Below are 18,065 nucleotides of genomic sequence, written 5' to 3' on the forward strand. Positions count from 1 at the left end.
GGGTGAACGGCCGCTAAGTTTTCTGCGCGCGAGTGTGCCACGTCAGGCGCCGGCGCGGACCGCCGCCTCGATCGCAGCGGCACCTGTGTCGCCGAGGGCGATGGTGTAGTGGTTCACCCCGGGCACCGTCGCCTCGCGCACACCGGGCAACCAGTGGGTCGCGTACCCGGACGGGTAGAGGGGTTTGTCCGCCTCGTCGAGCAATCCCCGAGGCGCCCGCAGGAAGACCGCCGGCACCGGCAGCCGTGTCGGGGCGACACCGGGGTACGCGTACTGGTCCCGGGCGTCCCGGACCGCCGCCGGCAGCCGGCAGGCGGGCTGGAGTTCGGGAGCCGCACCGACCAGGTCGTAGTCGACGTACCGAAGCATTGCCGGGGTCCACTCGGCGAAGGAGGGGTGCCCGCGCCACATCGTGCGATAGGACTCACGGTCCGGGAAAGTCATGGTCAACCGGGTGAAGGCCGGTCCCACCGTCGCCGCGATCGCCGCCGAGACGGCCTGCTCGTCGGCCGAGCTGTCGAGTCCGGGCGGGGCGGGCAGCGGGGCGCCGCCGTCGACCAGCACCAGACGCCGGACCAGTTCCGGGTGACGGTGGGCCAGCTCGACGGCGACGAATCCGCCCATCGAGTGGCCGAGCACGACCACCGGGCCGCCGCCGTACGCCTCGATCACCCGGACCAGGTCGGCCGCGTGCCGGGCCATGCCGTACGGGCCGGGCAGGTCCCGGCTGCCGCCCCGGCCGCGCAGGTCGACCGCGACCAGCCGGTAGTCGACACCGAGCCGTTCCCCCACCACCGACCAGGCCAGGTGGGAGGAGGTGATTCCGTGTACGGCGAGCAGCACCGGTCCGCTGTCGCGTCCCCACTCGCCGACGGTGAGCTCTCCGCCGTCGACCGGCACCGTCCGCCGCAGGTACGGCACGGCCCGGTCCGACCCGTGGTGGCCGCCGCTCATCCGATCAGGTCCAGCAGTGCGGCGGCGAACTCGGTGGGGCGCTCCACGTGCGGCGAGTGTCCACATTCGGGGTAGACGACCTCGCGGTACGTCCCGCCCGCCGCGGCGTAGCGCTCCAGCACGGCCCGGGTCTGGCCGACCATCGGCTGCGGCGGGCACGCGTCGGCGCCGGGCCAGCCGGGGACCAGGCCGAGCGAGCCGAGGTACGCCAGGTCGAAGAGCGAGGTGTCCGAGACGATCGCGTCGACGTCACCGCGTACCCAGGTGATCGGGGGTTTGACAGGTACGGCGACCAGGTCGTCGGCGACCCGGAAGTGGTTCGGTGCCATGGTGTTCAGCACGCCCTGGCGTCCCGGCGCGGTTCCCGGCCAGGTGGCGGTCGTGGTGGCGTCGCCGGGATAGTTCGCCTCACCGGTGGCGGTGCTCAGCATGCTCTCCAGCAGCAGGTCTTCGTCGTCGCCGAGGGTGACCGGGTTGGCCACGTACACGGTCCGCATGACGTTGCGCGGGCTGGTTGGTGCCTGGACGCCCCGGTCCTTGGCTGCCAGCCGGGCGACGAAGTCGGGGTTGGCCGTGCCGGCGCCGGTGCCGGCGAAGTCCGCGCTGATCGGGGTCCCGTCCTCGTCCCGGGTGCCACCGAACCCGTACGGCGAGACCGGTGCCTCCAGTAGCAGCGCGCGGATCCGGTCCGGGTGGTCGATCAGGAGTTGCATGGCGACGCCACCGCCCATCGAGTGTGCGGCCACCACTGGCCGGGCGCCGGGGGCGCCGAAGAGGCCCGGGGCGTCGAGGAGCGCGGCGATGTCGTCGGCGAAGTCACGCAGGCCCCGGGTGGCGTCGACCGGCGCGGCCTCGGTGGTGCCGTAGCCGCGAAGGTCGGGAGCGACCACGCGGAGGGTGGGCGGCAGGTGGCGCAGGAGTGGGCGCCAGAAGTCGGCGGACGAGCAGTTTCCGTGGATCAGCAGCACCGGGCTGCCGTCCGCCGGCCCGGCGACGAGCACGTTCTGGGTGATGCCCCGGGCGACGATGTTCACCTGTTCGGTTTCCATCCCCGCGATGGTGCCACTGCGCGTCTGGTCGGGCAGTGTGGCATCCCCACATAAGCCGGCGGGCCCGATATGGCGGCACCACCCGCCCTTGGGCACCAGGACGATCAGCGCATTTCCATCAGTTCAGCACCAGGTATGCCCAAGCCGCCCATCCCGCCAAGACCGCCCCGCCGCCGAAGAACCAGAGCAGCCGACCAGGACCCCTCCCGGTCGCCATCGCCTGGGTCGGTGCGCCGAGCGCCGCGGCGGTCGCCCGGGCCGATGCCTGCGACGGCTGGTCCGCCGGCCGGAACGCGGGCGGCGGCGAGGTCTGCGTGTACCGGATCGCGCCGACCGGGTCGGTGAGCGCCGCCGCCGGGTCGAAGAAGCGCAGCTCCACGTTCCCGACCCGGATCCGGTCGCCGTCACGCAGCTCCGCCGTACGGGAGATCCGCTGGTCGTTGTGCCAGGTGCCGTTGGTGGAACCGGTGTCGGCCAGCACGGCGCGCCCCTGCGCCAGCTCCAGCATCGCGTGTCGCCGGCTCACCTTCCGGTCGTCGATCACGATGTCGACGCCCTCCTCACGGCCGATCCTGCGGGTGCCGGGGCGCAGCCGGAAACTGGCCCCCCGCATAGGTCCGTTCACCACCGTCAGCAGTGGCAACAGGTGCAACTCGTCCGACATCGACTCTCCGCACAGCTCGCTCACCCCGACCGGCCTCCCCCGGATGCCGGCCACCACGCCCCCCTCGGCGCCCTGATCCAGCCTGACATCGAGCGGTTCCCATCTCCATTAACCTCAGGATGGAGTTGCTCGTCCGGTAGGTGAATTCGGGTGACCGGTTCGGGTCGGTGTGCAAGCCGTTCGATGCGTTCCATCGGGGCTGGTCCGGACAGGTTGAGCGCGTCACCGGCTACCCGTGAGTAATCCTCGGGTTTAAACTCCGGCCATGACGGCTCCGCACGCGCCCGGCGTACCCGTGATCGACCACGGCGAGTTGATCTCCACACACCCCGCCAGTGGCGCGGAGGTGGGTCGGTTCCCGGTAGCCAGCGCCGACGACCTGCTCCAACGGGTGGCCCTGGCGCGGACCGCTGCCACCTGGTGGGCCGAGCTGGGCTTCACCGGACGCCGCGCCCGGCTGCTGCGCTGGCGCTCCCGGCTCGCGCACCGGGTCGAGGAACTCGCCGACCTGGTGCACGACGAAACCGGCAAACCACTCGCCGATGCCATCGTCGAAATCGCCTCCGCGATAGAGCACGTCGACTGGGCCGCGCGCAACGCCAGACGGGTACTCGGTCCCCGCCGGGTCCGCTCCCGACTCATCGTGGCCGAGTTCGCCGCCCGACTCGAATACCAGCCGTACGGCGTCGTCGGCGTGATCGGCCCGTGGAACTACCCGGTGCTGACCCCGCTCGGGTCGATCGCGTACGCACTCGCCGCCGGGAACACGGTGGTGCTCAAGCCGAGCGAATACACCCCGGCGGTCGGCCAGTGGCTCGTCGACAGCCTCGCCGAGGTGGTGACCGAGCAGCCCGTACTACAGGCGGTGCACGGGCTCGGGGACGTCGGTGCGGCGCTCTGCCGTTCCGGAGTGAACAAGGTGGCCTTCACCGGGTCGACCGCGACCGCACGCAAGGTGATGGCAGCGTGCGCCGAGACACTGACGCCGGTCCTGATCGAAGCGGGCGGCAAGGACGCGATGATCGTGGACGGTGACGCCGATCTGGACGCCGCCGCCGACGCCGCCGTCTGGGGGGCGCTGACCAACGCGGGGCAGACCTGCATCGGGATCGAACGGGTCTACGCGGTCGAGGAGATATACAACGACTTCGTGGCCAGGGTGGTGACGAGGGCGGAAAAGCTCACCGTGGGTTCCGAACCCGACGCCCATCTCGGTCCGATCACCATGCCCACACAGGTCGAGGTGATCCGGCGGCACATCGATGACGCCCTGGCTCGGGGAGGCCGCGCGGTGCTCGGCGGACCGGACGCGGTGCAGCCCCCGTACGTCCGGCCGACCATCCTGGTCGACGTGCCCGAGGACGCCCTGGCGGTCCGCGAGGAGACCTTTGGCCCGACCCTCACCATCACTCGGGTCGAAGACGCCGACGCGGCGGTGAGCAGGGCAAACGCGGTTCCGTACGGGCTCGGTGGAGCGGTCTTCGGCAAGCGTCGGCCAGTCGAGATCGCCCGTCGGCTGCGCTCCGGAATGGTCGCGGTGAACTCCGCGCTCAGCTTCGCCGGCATGTCCACGCTGCCCTTCGGCGGGGTGGGCGACTCTGGCTTCGGCCGGGTCCACGGCGACGACGGACTGCGCGAATTCGGCCGGGCGAAGGCGATCACCGTACGACGTGGACCGTCGCTGCTGCCGGCGATGACCTTCTCTCGAACCCCGACACAGGTCTCAAAAATCGCAAAAGCCGTCAAGATTATGTACGGCCGGTGATCCTTACCCATCCGATCGTGGTGGAGGAATAGGCGTTTCAGATATACCGACTCAGGCTGACGTACCCCTACATTCCGTCAAGTGGGGATACACGCATTGCGATCTCGCCTGGTCGAGAACGAGGATTCGTTTGCCGCCCGCAGGCGCAGCAAGCGGGCGACCTGGCTGGTCGAGACGTTCCCCGACCTGGCCCAGATGTCCATCGTCGACCTCGGCGGTCGGGTGGAGACCTGGGCCCGAGCGGCGGTACGCCCAAAACACGTGCACGTGGTCAACCTGGAAGCACCGCCACCGGAGATTCCCGACTGGGCGGAGGTCGACTACGGCGACGCCTGCGCGCTCCCCCCGGCGATCTCCCACCGCCGATACGACCTGGTCTTCTCCAACTCCGTCCTGGAGCACGTCGGCGGGCACGAGCGGCGCGTCCGGTTCGCCGAGTCGGTGCACCTGCTCAGCGACGCGCACTGGGTGCAGACCCCGTACCGCTACTTCCCGATCGAGCCACACTGGATCGCCCCCGGCATGCAGTTCCTGCCGGTCCGATTTCGTACGTTGGTGGCCCGCCGCTGGCCGCTGGCCCACTCGCCGGCAAAGAGCCACGAGGCCGCCATCCAGCAGGTGCTCTGGACCGAACTGGTCGACCGCTCCCAGATGCGGCACTACTTCCCGCAGTCCCAGATCCGGGTCGAGCGCCTCGCCACCCTTCCCAAATCCCTCATCGCCGTCCTCGGCTCCCCGTAAGGAAGGGCCCCTTGTTATCGCTTTTTGTATAGGAAGGGCCCCTTCCTAACGCCCCCGCGGGCTGGAGCGGCGCGGCGGAGGCTAGCGGTAGATGCGTACCCAGTCGGGGCCGTCGTCCCACTGGTCGATGTCCGGCTCGCCGCCGAGGGCGTCGATCGTCTGTCGGACGTCGGCGGGATCGAGCAGTGCCACCTGGGCGATCTCCTCTGGAGTCGCTCCGTACTGGTGGGCCCTGAAGACGGCGAGGCATCGCTCGGCGTCGACCTCTTCGAGGAGACGCCTGAGGTCCCGGACGCGATTTCGGTAGTACGTCCGGCGACTGGCCGGATCGACTGCGGCGGATAGCTTGATCATTCTCATCCCCTGTTCGCTCGCGTAGCGACACCCCGCTCAGCGGCGGGCCTGGAATGGTCCAGTGAAGTAGGCTCCCACTTTCAGTGAGCACCAGACTACACTGGACTCCTAAAATAGGAACCTATTTTCTAAGCGAACCCCGCGTCTGAAGGAGAGATCAGCCGATGACCACTCCGACCATCCAGCGACGACGACTCGGCAACGCGCTCAAGGTGGCCCGTGAACGGGCCGGCAAGACTCAGGACGAGGCGGCCGAACAGATCGACGCCGCAGCCAGCAAGATCAGTCGCTTGGAGTTGGGGCAGAGCGGCATCAAGCTGACCGACCTGTCGATCCTGCTCAAGTTCTACGGCGTCGACGGTGACCAGGTCGAGTCGCTGCGGGATCTGGCCCGCGCGGGACGCCAACGCGGACGTTGGGGCGCCTATCTCAACGCCATCCCCGACTGGTTCCGGCAGTACGTCGATCTGGAGGCCGGCGCATCGCAGATCCGTTGGTACCAGGCGGAGATCGTGCCCGGCCTGTTCCAGACCGGCGGGTACATCCGCGCGGTGCTCACCGCCGGCCAGATGAAGGTGGACGAAGACGAGCTGAACCAGCAGATCGCCCTCCGGAAAGCGCGGTCGAACATCCTCGACCAACCGGATCCACCACAGCTCAACGTCATCCTGAGCGAATCGGCTTTGCGACGCAACGTCGGCGGCTCCGAGGTGATGCGGGAGCAGCTCCGCTACCTGGCCGACGTGGCCGAACGACGCAACATCGAACTACAGGTACTCCCGATGGACGCGCCAACCTACGCGACGACCTCCTTCAGCTTCACGCTGCTCCGGTTCGACCATGACGCCGCTTCTGATGTGGTCTACCTGGAGGACTACACCGACGCAAGCTACCTGGACCGGCTCGACGCGGTGCGGTCATACTCGACGCTGTGGGACCGGTTGTCGGCCGCCGCACTGGGACCGGTCGAATCACGGCACCTGATTCTGCGCCTGGCCGAGCAACACGGCGGTGGTGATCGGGGCCGGTCGATCTAGAGGGAGAGCAGAGTTATGAACACCCCGGACTTCTCCGGCGCGATCTGGCGCAAGAGCCGCCGCAGCGACTCCAACGGCGGTCAGTGTGTCGAGGTGGCGCTCGCCTCCGGGGCCGTCGGCCTGCGCGACTCCAAGGACCCCAGCGGTCCGGTCCTGGTCTTCTCCCCCGACGATTGGGCGACCTTCGTCAGCGCTGTGCGTGGCTCCGTCCTCCATGATTAAGGCAGAGCAAGGATGCCGAGCACGCCGACCACGCCGTCGCGATGGACGTTGACCGGCTCGCGGGTACTGGGTGATCGTCAGTTACTCAGCCGCGCGACACTCCGTACGGAGGGCGGCTGAGCAACTGGCGATCAACGGAAACGACAGCGGAACCGGCGGCTAGAAGAGGGTCAGCTCGTCGCGCTCGATGCCACGCAGGCGGTCGTAGTTGACGGCGACGCAGCGGATGCCCCGGTCGTTGGCGAGCACCCGGGCCTGCGGCTTGATCTCCTGGGCGGCGAAGACACCCTGGACCGGGGCGAGCAGCGGATCGCGGTTGAGCAGTTCCAGGTAGCGGGTCAGCTGCTCCACGCCGTCGATGTCACCGCGCCGCTTCACCTCCACCGCCACGGTGGCCGAGGCGCCGTCGCGGCAGAGCAGGTCGACGGGACCGATCGCGGTCGGGTACTCCCGACGAATCAACGTGAAGCCGTCGCCGAGCGTGGTCGGGTTCGCCGCCAACAGTTCCTGCAGGTGCGCCTCCACCCCGTCCTTGCGCAGGCCGGGATCGACCCCGAGTTCGTACGAGGTGTCCTGGAAGACCTCCTCCAGGGTGATCCGCAGTTCCTCACCGGCCTTGTTGACGACCCGCCACACGCCGGGGGCCTCTTCCAGCCGGCACGGCGGGCTCATCCAGTTGAGTGGCTTGTACGCCCGGTCGTCGGCGTGGATCGACACCGAACCGTCCGCCTTGACCATCAACAACCGGGTGGCCAGCGGCAGGTGCGCCGACAGTCGTCCCACGTAGTCCACCGCGCATCGCGCTATCACCAACCGCACCCGACGAGGGTAGCGGAGCCGGCAGCCGGCCCCCGCCGCGCACGCCGGGTGCCGACAATCAAACGAAGGCCGTCGTACGGGAGCCGTCGAACGAAGGCCGCCAAACGAAGGCCATCGAGCGAAAGTCGTACGGCGGTGAGATGCTGACGCCGTGCTGGAAGCCCTCACCGGTACGGGCCTCGCCGCGTCGGCCGGCCTGAATGCCTACATCCCCCTGTTGACGATGGGACTGCTGTCCCGCTTCACCGGTCTGATCGATCTGCCCAGTGGTTGGCAGTGGCTCTCCAACGGCTGGGTGATCGCGATCCTGATCGCGCTGCTGGCGGTCGAGTTCGTGGCCGACAAGGTGCCGGTGGTCGACCACGTCAACGATCTCGTACAGACGGTGGTCCGGCCGACCGCGGGCGGACTGGTCTTCAGCGCGGGATCAAGTTCGGAGACGGTGACGGTCACCGACCCGGGCACCTTCTTCTCCTCCAACCAGTGGGTGCCGATCGTGACCGGAGTGGCGATCGCGTTCGGCGTACACGCGGTCAAGTCGGCCGCCCGGCCGGTGATCAACGCGGGCACCGCCGGGATCGGCGCCCCGGTGGCCAGCACCGTGGAGGACGTGACCAGCGTGGTGATGTCGCTCGTGGCGATCGTCCTCCCGGTGCTGGTGCTGCTCTTCCTGGTCGGCTTCGCGCTCCTGCTGCCCTGGACGCTGCGCCGCCGACGGGAGCGCAAACGGGAGCGGGAGGCGGCCCGCGCCGCCGGGTACCGCGTCTGACCTGCGACTTCTTTGGTAAGGCCGACCGGTTTCCGGGGAGCGGGTCGGTCTGCCACGGTCGGGTGACGTGCCGGGCTTCCGGTCAATGAGGACCCCTCACGTCTGACATGATCGCCGGCGTGAGCCGACCCCGGTCCCGTCTGTTGCTTGGCGCGCTGGTCGCGGCGGCCGTTCTCGGCACCGCCACCAGCGCGATCGCGCTGGGCGCCGCGTTGTCGCCGCCCAGCCGTGGCCCGGTCTCCGCCGCCGCCTCGTCCGAGGCGAGCCACCCACCCGACCCGGCCGGCCCCCCGACCCCGGCGGCGAGCGGCCGGAACGGAAGCGGCACCACCCAGCCCGACGAACCCACCACCATCGGACCGGGCGCGGCTTCCCCCAACCCGTCGACCGTCGCCGGGGACACCCCGCCCGATCGTGGCGTCCCCGGCGCCACCAGGGCGGGCACCAGGCCGCCGGTGGTCGACCACGGTCCGCGTACGGGGAACCGGGTCGCTCTCACCTTCGATGCGGACATGACCGACTCGATGCTCTACAGCCTGCGTACGGGCAGGGTGAAGTCGTACGCCAACCTGCGCATCGTCGAGCTGCTGGAGCGGGAACAGCTACCGGCCACCTTCTTCCTCACCGGCAAGTGGGTCGAGCGCTACCCGGAGCTGACCCGCCGGTTGGCCGGCAATCCCCGGTTTGAACTGGCGAACCACACGTACGGGCATCAGGCGTTCACCGGCAACTGCTACGACCTGCCCCGGGTACCGAGCCGGAACATGACCGAGGACGTGGCGAAGACGTTCCGGGTGATCGAACCGTACGGCGGCCGGCAGACCCGCTACTTCCGCTTCCCCGGGCTCTGCCACGACGGGGAGGCGCTCGCCTCCCTCGCGCCGCTCGGCGTGACCGTGGTCGACGGAGACGTGGTCAGTGGCGACCCGTTCGCCACCGCCTGGCAGCCGATCGTGCGGGCGGTGCTCGACCAGGTACGCCCCGGTTCGGTGGTGATCCTGCACGTGACCGAGGCGAACGCGGCGATGACCGACGAGGCGCTGCCGCACATCCTGGCCGGGTTGCGCGAACGGGGCCTGGTCCCGGCCACGCTCTCCGAGGTACTGGTCGGATCTTGAGCGATCCCACGGCCGGCGTACCGTGACACCTCGGCCGGCGACGTCCGCCGACGCGAGTGATCGAAGGGTGGGCTCGGATGACCTCGGCGCCTCAGGCGTACCTGCAGTCCCTGTCCGAGCGGTTGACCGCCGACGGTTGTTCGGTCAGCCGGCAGGACTGGAACGGCTTCCCGGTCGTGGTCGGCCGCCGGTCTGACTTCCGGATTCAGTGGATGGCAACCAAACTGCACCTGGTCACCGTCGCCGCGGACGTCTCCCGGATCAGTGCCGAGAGCATCGAGTCCTTCACCACCAACGCGATGGAGTACGCGAAGCGGGACGTCCTGCGCGGCATGCAGAGCGGCGTCGCGGTCTTCCCGACGCTGATCAGCGACGAGGTGGAGCCCGCCGCGTCCCAGTGGGCGGCGCAGCGGCAGCGCATCGGGTTCGCCGCCATGGGTCGGCCGGTGGTGGTGGACACCGCCCGGGGCACCACGAGCTGTTTCCGGGGTACCACCGCGCTGGGGCTGATCTACTCGTCCCACATCCGGCGCAAGCTCGGCCTCTACTTCCCGCCGGAGACGGCCGAGCGGCTCTTCCCACCTGCCGTGGCCAATTGACGCAGCCCACTCCCGCCGGACCCCGGATCCCTACCGGGCGGTACCGGCGCGCATAGTGGTCGACATGAGTGACCAGCTCGCGATCTCCGTACGAGGTCTGCGCAAGTCGTACGGCGAGCACGTCGCCGTCGCCGGTCTGGACCTGACGGTGCGTACCGGCGAGGTGTTCGCCCTGCTCGGCCCGAACGGCGCGGGCAAGACGACCACGGTGGAGATCCTGGAGGGGTACCGGCGGCGCGACGGTGGCGACGTCAGCGTGCTCGGTGTCGACCCGGACACCGCTGGCCGGGACTGGCGCTCCCGGGTAGGAATCGTGCTCCAGGGCACCGGCGAGTTCGACGACCTGACCGTGGGCGAGGTGGTGGACCACTTCGCCGCGTTCTACCCGGCTCCGGAGGCGCCGGAGCGGGTGATCGGCCGGGTCGGGCTCACCGACAAGGTCAACGCCCGTACGCACACCCTCTCCGGCGGGCAGAAGCGCCGGCTCGACGTGGCGCTCGGTATCGTCGGCCGGCCCGAACTGCTCTTCCTTGACGAGCCGACGACAGGGTTCGACCCGGAGGCCCGGCGCGAGTTCTGGGAACTGATCCGTGACCTGTCGGCCGGCGGCACCACCATCGTGCTGACCACGCACTACCTGGACGAGGCGGAGTCGCTCGCCGACCGGGTGGGCGTGATCGCCGCCGGTCAACTGGTCGAGGTGGCCACCCCTGCCGAGTTGGGCAATCGGCAGCAGGCGCTGCCGGTGGTTTCCTGGCGTACGCCGGACGGGATGCCGCAGCGGGCGGAGAGCGAGACGCCGACGGCCTTGATCGCGGAGTTGGCCGGGCGGTACGGCGGCGAGGTGCCGGGGCTCACGGTGACCCGCCCGACCCTGGAAGACGTCTACCTGCGGATGATCGGACAGTGATGAGCACGACCACGGAAGCGACCCGGGTCGCGGCGCCCCGTCGCCCCGGTCCAGCGGCGCTGGGCCTGCGCCAGGGGCGGCTGGAGCTGCGCCAGTTCCTGCGTAGCCGGGAGTCGGTGGTCTTCACCATGCTCTTCCCGGTGGTGCTGATCCTGATCTTCGCGTCGATCTTCAAGGGTGAGATCGGCGGTGGGGTGCGGTTCACGCAGTATTTCGTCACCGGCATGATCGCCACCGGCCTGATGACCGTCGGTTTCCAGAGCCTGGCCATCCAGATCCCGATCGAACGGGACCGGGGCGTGCTCAAGCGCCTGCGGGGCACACCGATGCCGAAGTGGGTCTATTTCGCCGGCAAGGTAATCATGGTCGCGGTGATCGGGGTCGCCGAGACGGTCCTGCTCCTCGCCGTCGCCGTCCTCCTGTTCGACCTGCGACTGCCCGACACCGGCGCCAAGTGGCTCACCTTCGTCTGGGTCGCCGCGCTCGGCATCACCGCCTGCACGCTCTGTGGCATCGCCTTCTCGTCACTGGCCCGCAGTGGCCGCAGCGCGCCGAGCACGGTCACTCCGGTCGCCCTGATCCTCCAGTTCATCTCCGGGGTCTTCTTCGTCTTCACCGACCTGCCGACCTGGATGCAGCAGGTGGCGGCGATCTTCCCACTGAAGTGGATGTGCCAGGGCCTGCGTTCGGTCTTCCTGCCCGCGTCGTTCGGCGCCCAGGAGCCCGCCGGCTCGTACGAGTTGGGCAAGGTGGCCCTGGTCCTCACCGCCTGGTGCGTCGTCGGCCTGGTGCTCTGCCTCCGCACCTTCCGCTGGACCACCAAACGTGACGGCTGACCGGGCCACCGCCCACCGCAACCTCAGTACGAGTAGAACCCCTGGCCGGTCTTGCGGCCCAGGTCGCCAGCGGTGACCATGCGCTGGAGCAGCTCCGGCGGGAAGAACTTCTCGTCACCCGTGTCGGTGTAGATGTTCTTCGTCGCGTGCAGCAGCACGTCCGCCCCGGTCATGTCGGTGGTGGCGAGCGGGCCCATGGCGTGCCCGAAGCCGAGTTTGCAGGCGGTGTCGAGGTCTTCGGCCGAGACCACCCCGGAATCGACCAGCTTGATCGCCTCCATCACCAGCGCGGTGATCAACCTGGTGGTGACGAAACCGGCGATGTCCCGGTTGACCACGACGCAGGTCTTGCCGATCTCCTCGGCGAAGGCGCGGGCGGTTGCGAGCGTTTCGTCACTGGTCTTGTAGCCGCGCACCAGCTCGCAGAGCTGCATCATCGGCACCGGGGAGAAGAAGTGGGTGCCGACGACGGACTCCGGCCGCTGGGTCACCGCGGCGATCTGGGTGACCGGGATGGCCGAGGTGTTGGTGGCGAGCACCGCGTCGGGCCGGCAGATCCGGTCCAGTTCGCGGAAGACCTCCTGCTTGAGTTCCAACCGCTCGAAGACCGCCTCGACGACCAGGTCGGCATCGGCTGCGGCGTCCAACTCGGTGGTCGTGGTGATCCGGGCGAGAGTCGCCTCCACCTCACCGGCCTCGATCTTGCCCTTGCTGGCGAACTTCTCCAGCGAGGCACGGACGCCGTCCAGTCCGCGCTTGGTCGCCACATCGTCCAGGTCACGGAGCGTCACCTGCCAACCCGCCTGCGCCGCTACCTGGGCAATGCCCGAGCCCATCAAACCGGCTCCGATGATCGCGAGTCGACCCGTCATCTGCCTGCTCCCTCCCCTGGTACGCCTTCCGTCAACCGCACTCTATCCGCCCACCTGAACGACACCTCAGGAGAGGCGACGAAGGTCGATGCGCGCGGTTGGCCAGCGGGCGAGGACCGGTGTCCGAGATGAGGACCGGTGCCGGAGGAGGAGGCTCCGCCTCAGAGGGTGAAAGCCTGCTCTGCCGGTGCGGTGGTCCGCTCGACCTCCACACCGAGCGCACGCAGGTCTGCGACGAAGTCCGGATAGCCCCGGTCGACGTGGTGCACATGCGAAATCTCGGTCACCCCGTCCGCGCAGAGCCCGGCGATCACCAGGCCGGCACCGGCCCGGATGTCGGTGGCCCGTACCGGGGCACTGGAGAGACGCTCTTGGCCGCGTACCACCGCGTGGTGCCCGTCGGTCTTGATGTCGGCACCGAGCCGGGCCATCTCGTTCACGAACATGAACCGGCCGTCGAAGATGTTCTCGGTGATCAGGGACGCGCCCTCGCTGACCGAGGCCATCCCGATCGCCATCGGCAGCAGGTCGGTGGCGAAACCCGGAAACGGCAGGGTGACCACGTCGACCGCGCGTGGTCGCCGGTCCATCCGGACCCGGAAGGCATCGGTACGGGTCTCGACCAGTCCACCCGCGGAGATCACCTTGTCCAGTGCGATCTCCAGGAAGCTGGGGCTGGCACCGGTCACGGTCACGTCCCCCTGGGTCATCGCCGCCGCGAACGCCCAGGTACCGGCGACGATCCGGTCGCCGACCGTACGGTGCCGCACCGGGCGCAGCTCGCTGACGCCCTCGATCCGGATGGTGGAGGTGCCCGCGCCCTCGATCCGGGCCCCCATCGCGGAGAGCATCGCGCAGATGTCCACGATCTCGGGCTCCCGGGCCGCGTTGTCGATCTCCGTGGTCCCCTTGGCCAGCACCGCCGCCATGACCAGGTTCTCGGTCGCGCCGACGCTGGGAAAGTCCAGCCAGATGGTCGCGCCGTGCAGCCCGTTCGGCGCCGAGGCGATCACGAAGCCGTGTGAGCCGGATATTTCCGCACCCATCCTGGCCAGCCCCGACACGTGCATGTCCAGACCCCGCGAGCCGATCGCGTCCCCACCGGGATGGGCCACCCGGACGTAACCACGCCGGGCCAGTAACGGGCCGAGTACGCAGATCGACGCGCGCAGCCGGCGTACCAGGTCGTAGTCGGCATCGGTACCCGGCTCCGCCGGTACGTCGATGGTGACCGTACGGGCCCGGCCGGGCGCCGCGCCGAGGTCGACCGCCGCCTGCGCCTCACCGCTGGGGGTGGTGGCGACGTCGCGAACCGGGCCGGCGCCGTCCACGGGCGGCACCTCCGCCGGTACGCCGTCCCCCACACCGACCACCGGGATGCCGTCGATGGTCCCGGTCGACGCGCCGTTGTCCTCCCCGAAGGTGACCTCGCAGCCGAGCCGGCGCAACACCTCACCCATGATCGCGATATCAGTGATCCGCGGTACGTTCGTGATCACGCTGCGGCCGGGGGCGAGCAGGGCCACCGCCATCAGTTTGAGCGCGGAGTTCTTGGCGCCCACGACGTGCACCTCACCGGCGAGCCGGGCACCGCCACTGACTCTGATCACGTCCACGTCGGCCATCGTAGAGTCGGCCGCCACCCCGGCGGCGACCCCGGCGGACAGGTCGGTCGGCACACCCGCATCGCCGCCGGTCGGCCAACCGCCGGCCCTTGCCGGGTCGACTCCGCCACCCGGCACCGTCTGGGTGGGCTGTTCGCCGTCGGACCTCCGTACGCTGTCCGTCATGGCCGTTCACCTCACCCGCATCTACACCAGGACCGGCGACGCCGGCCAGACCAGGCTGAGCAACAACGAGCAGGTCGACAAGACGGATCCGCGGATCGCGGCGTACGCGGACGTGGACGAGTGCAACGCCGCGCTCGGGGTGGCGCTCGCGCTCGGGCACCTCCGCGACGACCTGGTCGCGGTGCTGGCCGCAGTCCAGAACGACCTGTTTGACGTCGGAGCCGACCTGGCCACCCCGATCGAGCCCGACCCGGCGTATCCGCCGCTGCGGGTGACCGAGGAGTACGTGACCCGGCTGGAGGGCTGGTGCGACGAGTACAACGCGGAACTGGCCAAGCTCGACTCCTTCATCCTGCCCGGCGGCACCGCTGGGGCGGCCCTGCTGCACGTCGCGCGGACGGTGGCGCGGCGAGCCGAACGCGCTGCCTGGGCACTCGTGAACCACGATCAGGAACGAACCAGCATTCTTCCGGCAAAGTATCTCAACCGGCTATCTGATCTGCTGTTCATCCTGGCAAGAACGGCCAATCCGGACGGGGATGTGCTATGGGTGCCCGGCGGCAAACGATAACCAGCGGCGTCGCCAACAACGGCACACGAGCGGAGCGGAGCCTCGCCGCCACCGGTAGACCCGCCTCGTGCCGCTGATCGAAGATCAGACCATCCGGACGACCGATTCTGCGCTCGGATCGCCTATTTTGGTGGCCGTGGCCAACGAGAAATTAACGTTCCTGACCCAGTTTGTCCGTCAGCCGATGTCGGTCGGCGCGGTCGCGCCCAGCTCGGCGGCGCTGGCCGACAAGATCACCGCACCGGTTCCACGTACGGGCGATCCGGTGGTGGTCGAGCTCGGACCCGGCACGGGCGCCTTCACCGGCGAGATCCAGCGCCGGCTTGGCGGCCGTGGTCACCAGTTGGCGATCGAGATCAACACTGACTTCGCCGGCGCCCTGAGCCGGCGCTACCCGGCGGTGGAGGTCATCTCCGACGACGCCCGGAAACTGCGTGAACTGCTGGCGGCCCGGGGCCACAGCCAGGCGGACGTTATCGTCAGCGGTCTGCCCTGGGCCGCGTTCTCGTCGGACCTCCAGCACAACCTGCTCGACGCGGTCGCCGACGGGCTCGCCGACGACGGCGCCTTCACCACCTTCGCCTACCTCTTCGCCATCTGGACCCCGCCGGCCCAGCGGCTGCGCACCGCGCTACGAGCCCGGTTCGAAGAAGTCACCATGGGCCGTACGGTCTGGGCGAACCTGCCGCCGGCCCTGGTCTACCACTGCCGGCGTCCGATCCGGACGGACGCGTACGGCCCCGGCCGGTCCCCGCTGCGAGTCGGTACGGCCGACACCCTGGACTGACCCACTCCGTTTCCGGCTGCCCGCCCGGCGGCAACGGCCGACCTCCGAGCGACTCGGGCAGCGCCCGCTCGTGTGGTGCCGCTACCGCCAGCGCCCGGTTCCCGATGATCGGGGCCGGGCGCGTTGGTCTGCGGGAGCCTCGAACGGCATACGCCTCAGGCGGCGGGCCAGTCCTGTGCCCCGAGACGCGGCGAGACCGCCCCGGGTGGGGCGGCCTCAAGCCAGGAAAGGAACCCGGTCACCGTGGATTGCGCCATCGCGATCTCCACCGGTGCCTGGTGACTGGTACAGCGGAGGATCACCCAGTCGGCCGGCATGGAGAACCGCTCCTGGCCCTCCGGCAGGCGGCGCCGCTCGACCGCGAGACCACGACGGGCGAGCACCCGCTTCGGCCGGATGGCGAAGCTGAACATCCGGTACCAGCGCAGTTCGTCATCGGTGAAACGACCGAACCCGGGCGACCAACCACGGCCGTCGAGCATCGTCGAGACCCGTACGCTGAGCCGGATGATGCCACCGGATCGAGTCACCAGGGCACGCCGGACGAAGAGCACCAGCAGGCCGGCGAACACGACCAGTACGCCGACCCCGATCCATTCCAGAACCAGCACCGACGTGCCGGGTCAGCGCGTCGCGGCGGCGGTGACCGCGGTGGCGCTCTCTGCCAGAACCGTGACGCCGGAACCGGTCACCGAGAGGAAGCCTCCGGCGACCTCGAAAGTGATCTGCTCGCCACCGGAGAGCTTGATCCGGACCTGGCCGGGCTCCGCGAGCTGGCCGAGCAGAGGAGCATGGCCCGGCAGCACTCCGAGTTCGCCTTCGGTCGTCCGTGCGACGACCATTTCGGCCTCGCCGGACCAGACCTTCTCCTCGACGGCTACGAGCTCGACGTGTAGCTGATTTGCCACGCTGTCTCCTTGTACGGCGACGGGATTGCACAGAGTCTAGTCGCGCATCCGGTCGGCACCCACGGCGGGTGCCGGGAAGCGCCACCGGGGTACCGCGGCAGGTGGCCGGGCGAACGCCCCTCACCTGCGACGGGCCGCGGTGTTACTTGTCTTTGTTGATCAAATCAGGATGTGCGGCGACATACGAGTCCAGGGTGTCCGCCTGCACCGAGGCGAAGAAGTCCGGGGCCGGATCCTGCAACTGCTCACCCTGGTAGTTGCTCCCGCTGCCGAGGGCGGCGTGCGGCAGCTTGATCAGGGTCATCGAGTCGGACCGCAGGTCACGCAGGGCGAAGGCCCAGTCGGCGACACTGTGCCCGCGACCGTTGAAGATCAGGGACTGACCGGCGGCACGCAGCACCGCGTCGAGCTTGAGCGGGTTGGTCACCACGTCCCGGCTGAGCGCCTGGCTCGCCATTGCCCGGATGAACTGCTGCTGGTGACGCTGGCGCCCATAGTCGCCGTCGACCAGGGTCTTACGCTGCCGTACGTAGTCCAGCGCCTGCCAGCCGTTGAGGTGGGCCTCGCCCTTCTTGTACTCGCGCTGCGGGCCGATGTAGCCCTCGCCGTTCGGGTTGCCCGGTCGCGGGCTGCCGTCCGGCTGCAGGTGCTCGGACTTGGTGTCGGCGTCGATGTACATGTCGACACCGCCCATCGCGTCGACGATCTTCTTGAAGCCGCTGAAATTGAGGATCGCACCGGCGTCGAACCGCTTGATCCCGGTGTAGTTGCTGATTGTGGTCTGCAACAACTCGAAGCCGCGTGCCGCGTCCGGGTTCTTGCCGGCCACGATGCTGCCGTGCGACATCGCCGAGTTGAGTCGGTCGTTACCACCGGGGTAGTTGGCCTTGGGGAACGCTGGGATGTCCACCCGCAGGTCCCGGGGCAGGGAGAAGAGGTACGCCCGGTCCATTCCGGCGGGTATGTGCAGGATCATGATTGAGTCGGCCAGCGGCGGCGTCGACGGCTGCCGTGGGTCGATGCCGACCAGCAGGATGTTGACCGGGCCCTTGATGTCCGAGACCTTCGGAGGCGGAGTGGCGGCTGTCTCGTCGCCGAACAGGTCGGCGCTCGCCACCGCGCCCTGGTAACGGGAGAGCAGCGCCTCGAACCCGACCAGTACGACACCACTGAGCAGCATCAGCGCCGTACCGAAGATGATCGAGACCCGCGCCCAGCGCGGCACCGCCGATCGTCTCCTGCGCTTGCCGTGGGTGGTGGTCGGACCCATGTCGGTCACCCGGCGTCTCCCGTCCTCGCC

The 18,065-nt window shown here is 69.3% G+C and carries 21 protein-coding genes; 11 read left to right on the top strand and 10 right to left on the bottom strand.

Going from position 1 to position 18,065, the window contains the following annotated elements; all coding sequences use genetic code 11:
• Positions 1 to 42: 42 nt before the first annotated feature.
• The 3 genes from ACIBF5_RS20035 to ACIBF5_RS20045 form a co-directional block, all read right to left on the bottom strand.
• Positions 43 to 954 carry an alpha/beta fold hydrolase gene (locus tag ACIBF5_RS20035; RefSeq protein WP_396813688.1) on the bottom strand — a complete coding sequence of 304 codons (912 nt, stop codon included), beginning with the start codon at positions 952 to 954 and terminating at the stop codon, positions 43 to 45.
• Positions 951 to 2,003 carry an alpha/beta fold hydrolase gene (locus tag ACIBF5_RS20040; protein WP_396813690.1) on the bottom strand — a complete coding sequence of 351 codons (1,053 nt, stop codon included), beginning with the start codon at positions 2,001 to 2,003 and terminating at the stop codon, positions 951 to 953. The genes ACIBF5_RS20035 and ACIBF5_RS20040 overlap by 4 nt, the downstream gene beginning before the upstream one ends.
• A gap of 118 nt (positions 2,004 to 2,121) precedes the next feature.
• Positions 2,122 to 2,667 carry an FHA domain-containing protein gene (locus tag ACIBF5_RS20045; protein ID WP_396813691.1) on the bottom strand — a complete coding sequence of 182 codons (546 nt, stop codon included), beginning with the start codon at positions 2,665 to 2,667 and terminating at the stop codon, positions 2,122 to 2,124.
• 265 nt (positions 2,668 to 2,932) lie between these two features.
• On the opposite strand from ACIBF5_RS20045, the gene ACIBF5_RS20050 reads away from it, so the two are divergent.
• Together ACIBF5_RS20050 and ACIBF5_RS20055 are read left to right on the top strand one after the other, a co-directional pair.
• Positions 2,933 to 4,432, top strand: coding sequence for an aldehyde dehydrogenase family protein (locus tag ACIBF5_RS20050; protein WP_396813693.1), 1,500 nt, complete (start codon positions 2,933 to 2,935; stop codon positions 4,430 to 4,432).
• An 81-nt stretch (positions 4,433 to 4,513) separates the two neighbouring features.
• Positions 4,514 to 5,173, top strand: a complete 660-nt coding sequence (locus ACIBF5_RS20055; RefSeq protein WP_396813695.1) for a class I SAM-dependent methyltransferase — start codon at positions 4,514 to 4,516, stop codon at positions 5,171 to 5,173.
• 81 nt (positions 5,174 to 5,254) lie between these two features.
• Here the strand turns inward: ACIBF5_RS20055 and ACIBF5_RS20060 are convergent, their stop codons facing one another.
• On the bottom strand, positions 5,255 to 5,527 hold the full coding sequence (locus ACIBF5_RS20060; protein WP_396813697.1) for a hypothetical protein: 273 nt from the start codon (positions 5,525 to 5,527) through the stop codon (positions 5,255 to 5,257).
• 164 nt (positions 5,528 to 5,691) lie between these two features.
• Here ACIBF5_RS20060 and ACIBF5_RS20065 point away from each other — a divergent pair, with 164 nt between their 5' ends.
• Both ACIBF5_RS20065 and ACIBF5_RS20070 read left to right on the top strand, forming a co-directional pair.
• Positions 5,692 to 6,564 carry a helix-turn-helix domain-containing protein gene (locus ACIBF5_RS20065; RefSeq protein WP_396813699.1) on the top strand — a complete coding sequence of 291 codons (873 nt, stop codon included), beginning with the start codon at positions 5,692 to 5,694 and terminating at the stop codon, positions 6,562 to 6,564.
• 15 nt (positions 6,565 to 6,579) lie between these two features.
• Entirely contained in the window at positions 6,580 to 6,786 is a 207-nt protein-coding gene (locus tag ACIBF5_RS20070; RefSeq protein WP_396813701.1) for a DUF397 domain-containing protein, read from the top strand.
• Between the two features lie 159 nt (positions 6,787 to 6,945).
• Here ACIBF5_RS20070 and nucS read toward each other — a convergent pair whose 3' ends face one another.
• The gene (gene nucS, locus ACIBF5_RS20075; RefSeq protein WP_396813703.1) at positions 6,946 to 7,605 is read right to left on the bottom strand and encodes an endonuclease NucS; all 660 of its coding nucleotides are present in this window, start codon (positions 7,603 to 7,605) and stop codon (positions 6,946 to 6,948) included.
• Positions 7,606 to 7,756: 151 nt separating this feature from the next.
• Between nucS and ACIBF5_RS20080 the strand changes: the two genes are divergently transcribed.
• From ACIBF5_RS20080 to ACIBF5_RS20100, 5 genes are all read left to right on the top strand, one after another.
• Positions 7,757 to 8,374, top strand: a complete 618-nt coding sequence (locus ACIBF5_RS20080; protein WP_396813704.1) for a DUF4126 domain-containing protein — start codon at positions 7,757 to 7,759, stop codon at positions 8,372 to 8,374.
• Positions 8,375 to 8,493: 119 nt separating this feature from the next.
• Positions 8,494 to 9,492: a polysaccharide deacetylase family protein gene (locus ACIBF5_RS20085; protein WP_396813706.1), complete on the top strand. Its 999-nt coding sequence runs from the start codon at positions 8,494 to 8,496 to the stop codon at positions 9,490 to 9,492.
• Between the two features lie 77 nt (positions 9,493 to 9,569).
• Complete coding sequence (locus ACIBF5_RS20090; RefSeq protein WP_396813707.1) at positions 9,570 to 10,091, top strand: levansucrase; 522 nt, start codon at positions 9,570 to 9,572, stop codon at positions 10,089 to 10,091.
• 64 nt (positions 10,092 to 10,155) lie between these two features.
• Entirely contained in the window at positions 10,156 to 11,001 is an 846-nt protein-coding gene (locus ACIBF5_RS20095; RefSeq protein WP_396813709.1) for an ABC transporter ATP-binding protein, read from the top strand.
• Entirely contained in the window at positions 11,001 to 11,837 is an 837-nt protein-coding gene (locus ACIBF5_RS20100; protein WP_396813712.1) for an ABC transporter permease, read from the top strand. Before ACIBF5_RS20095 ends, ACIBF5_RS20100 begins: the two co-directional genes overlap by 1 nt.
• A gap of 23 nt (positions 11,838 to 11,860) precedes the next feature.
• On the opposite strand, the gene ACIBF5_RS20105 is transcribed toward ACIBF5_RS20100, so the two are convergent.
• Positions 11,861 to 12,709, bottom strand: coding sequence for a 3-hydroxyacyl-CoA dehydrogenase family protein (locus tag ACIBF5_RS20105; protein ID WP_396813714.1), 849 nt, complete (start codon positions 12,707 to 12,709; stop codon positions 11,861 to 11,863).
• Between the two features lie 161 nt (positions 12,710 to 12,870).
• Entirely contained in the window at positions 12,871 to 14,352 is a 1,482-nt protein-coding gene (gene murA, locus ACIBF5_RS20110; protein ID WP_396813952.1) for a UDP-N-acetylglucosamine 1-carboxyvinyltransferase, read from the bottom strand.
• Positions 14,353 to 14,497: 145 nt separating this feature from the next.
• On the opposite strand from murA, the gene ACIBF5_RS20115 reads away from it, so the two are divergent.
• The gene (locus ACIBF5_RS20115) at positions 14,498 to 15,070 is read left to right on the top strand and encodes a cob(I)yrinic acid a,c-diamide adenosyltransferase (protein WP_396813716.1); all 573 of its coding nucleotides are present in this window, start codon (positions 14,498 to 14,500) and stop codon (positions 15,068 to 15,070) included.
• A gap of 136 nt (positions 15,071 to 15,206) precedes the next feature.
• Positions 15,207 to 15,857 (top strand): class I SAM-dependent methyltransferase, encoded by a 651-nt coding sequence (locus tag ACIBF5_RS20120; RefSeq protein ID WP_396813718.1) that lies wholly within the window; start codon positions 15,207 to 15,209, stop codon positions 15,855 to 15,857.
• 155 nt (positions 15,858 to 16,012) lie between these two features.
• Here the strand turns inward: ACIBF5_RS20120 and ACIBF5_RS20125 are convergent, their stop codons facing one another.
• The 3 genes from ACIBF5_RS20125 to ACIBF5_RS20135 form a co-directional block, all read right to left on the bottom strand.
• Positions 16,013 to 16,468: a DUF2550 domain-containing protein gene (locus tag ACIBF5_RS20125; protein WP_396813719.1), complete on the bottom strand. Its 456-nt coding sequence runs from the start codon at positions 16,466 to 16,468 to the stop codon at positions 16,013 to 16,015.
• Positions 16,469 to 16,480: 12 nt separating this feature from the next.
• Positions 16,481 to 16,765 carry a F0F1 ATP synthase subunit epsilon gene (locus ACIBF5_RS20130; protein ID WP_396813720.1) on the bottom strand — a complete coding sequence of 95 codons (285 nt, stop codon included), beginning with the start codon at positions 16,763 to 16,765 and terminating at the stop codon, positions 16,481 to 16,483.
• Between the two features lie 142 nt (positions 16,766 to 16,907).
• Positions 16,908 to 18,035: an LCP family protein gene (locus ACIBF5_RS20135; protein ID WP_396813954.1), complete on the bottom strand. Its 1,128-nt coding sequence runs from the start codon at positions 18,033 to 18,035 to the stop codon at positions 16,908 to 16,910.
• Positions 18,036 to 18,065 lie beyond the last annotated feature (30 nt).

It is taken from the genome of Micromonospora sp. NPDC050417 (genome assembly GCF_044458865.1).
GTDB lineage: Bacteria > Actinomycetota > Actinomycetes > Mycobacteriales > Micromonosporaceae > Micromonospora_G.

Excerpts from the sequence above, each read along its gene's own strand:
- ACIBF5_RS20035 (WP_396813688.1), bottom strand. The coding sequence starts at position 954 with ATGAGCGGCGGCCACCACGGGTCGGACCGGGCCGTGCCGTACCTGCGG.
- ACIBF5_RS20040 (WP_396813690.1), bottom strand. The coding sequence starts at position 2,003 with ATGGAAACCGAACAGGTGAACATCGTCGCCCGGGGCATCACCCAGAAC.
- ACIBF5_RS20045 (WP_396813691.1), bottom strand. The coding sequence starts at position 2,667 with ATGTCGGACGAGTTGCACCTGTTGCCACTGCTGACGGTGGTGAACGGA.
- ACIBF5_RS20050 (WP_396813693.1), top strand. The coding sequence starts at position 2,933 with ATGACGGCTCCGCACGCGCCCGGCGTACCCGTGATCGACCACGGCGAG.
- ACIBF5_RS20060 (WP_396813697.1), bottom strand. The coding sequence starts at position 5,527 with ATGATCAAGCTATCCGCCGCAGTCGATCCGGCCAGTCGCCGGACGTAC.
- ACIBF5_RS20065 (WP_396813699.1), top strand. The coding sequence starts at position 5,692 with ATGACCACTCCGACCATCCAGCGACGACGACTCGGCAACGCGCTCAAG.
- ACIBF5_RS20070 (WP_396813701.1), top strand. The coding sequence starts at position 6,580 with ATGAACACCCCGGACTTCTCCGGCGCGATCTGGCGCAAGAGCCGCCGC.
- ACIBF5_RS20090 (WP_396813707.1), top strand. The coding sequence starts at position 9,570 with ATGACCTCGGCGCCTCAGGCGTACCTGCAGTCCCTGTCCGAGCGGTTG.
- ACIBF5_RS20095 (WP_396813709.1), top strand. The coding sequence starts at position 10,156 with ATGAGTGACCAGCTCGCGATCTCCGTACGAGGTCTGCGCAAGTCGTAC.
- ACIBF5_RS20100 (WP_396813712.1), top strand. The coding sequence starts at position 11,001 with ATGAGCACGACCACGGAAGCGACCCGGGTCGCGGCGCCCCGTCGCCCC.
- ACIBF5_RS20105 (WP_396813714.1), bottom strand. The coding sequence starts at position 12,709 with ATGACGGGTCGACTCGCGATCATCGGAGCCGGTTTGATGGGCTCGGGC.
- ACIBF5_RS20115 (WP_396813716.1), top strand. The coding sequence starts at position 14,498 with ATGGCCGTTCACCTCACCCGCATCTACACCAGGACCGGCGACGCCGGC.
- ACIBF5_RS20135 (WP_396813954.1), bottom strand. The coding sequence starts at position 18,035 with ATGGGTCCGACCACCACCCACGGCAAGCGCAGGAGACGATCGGCGGTG.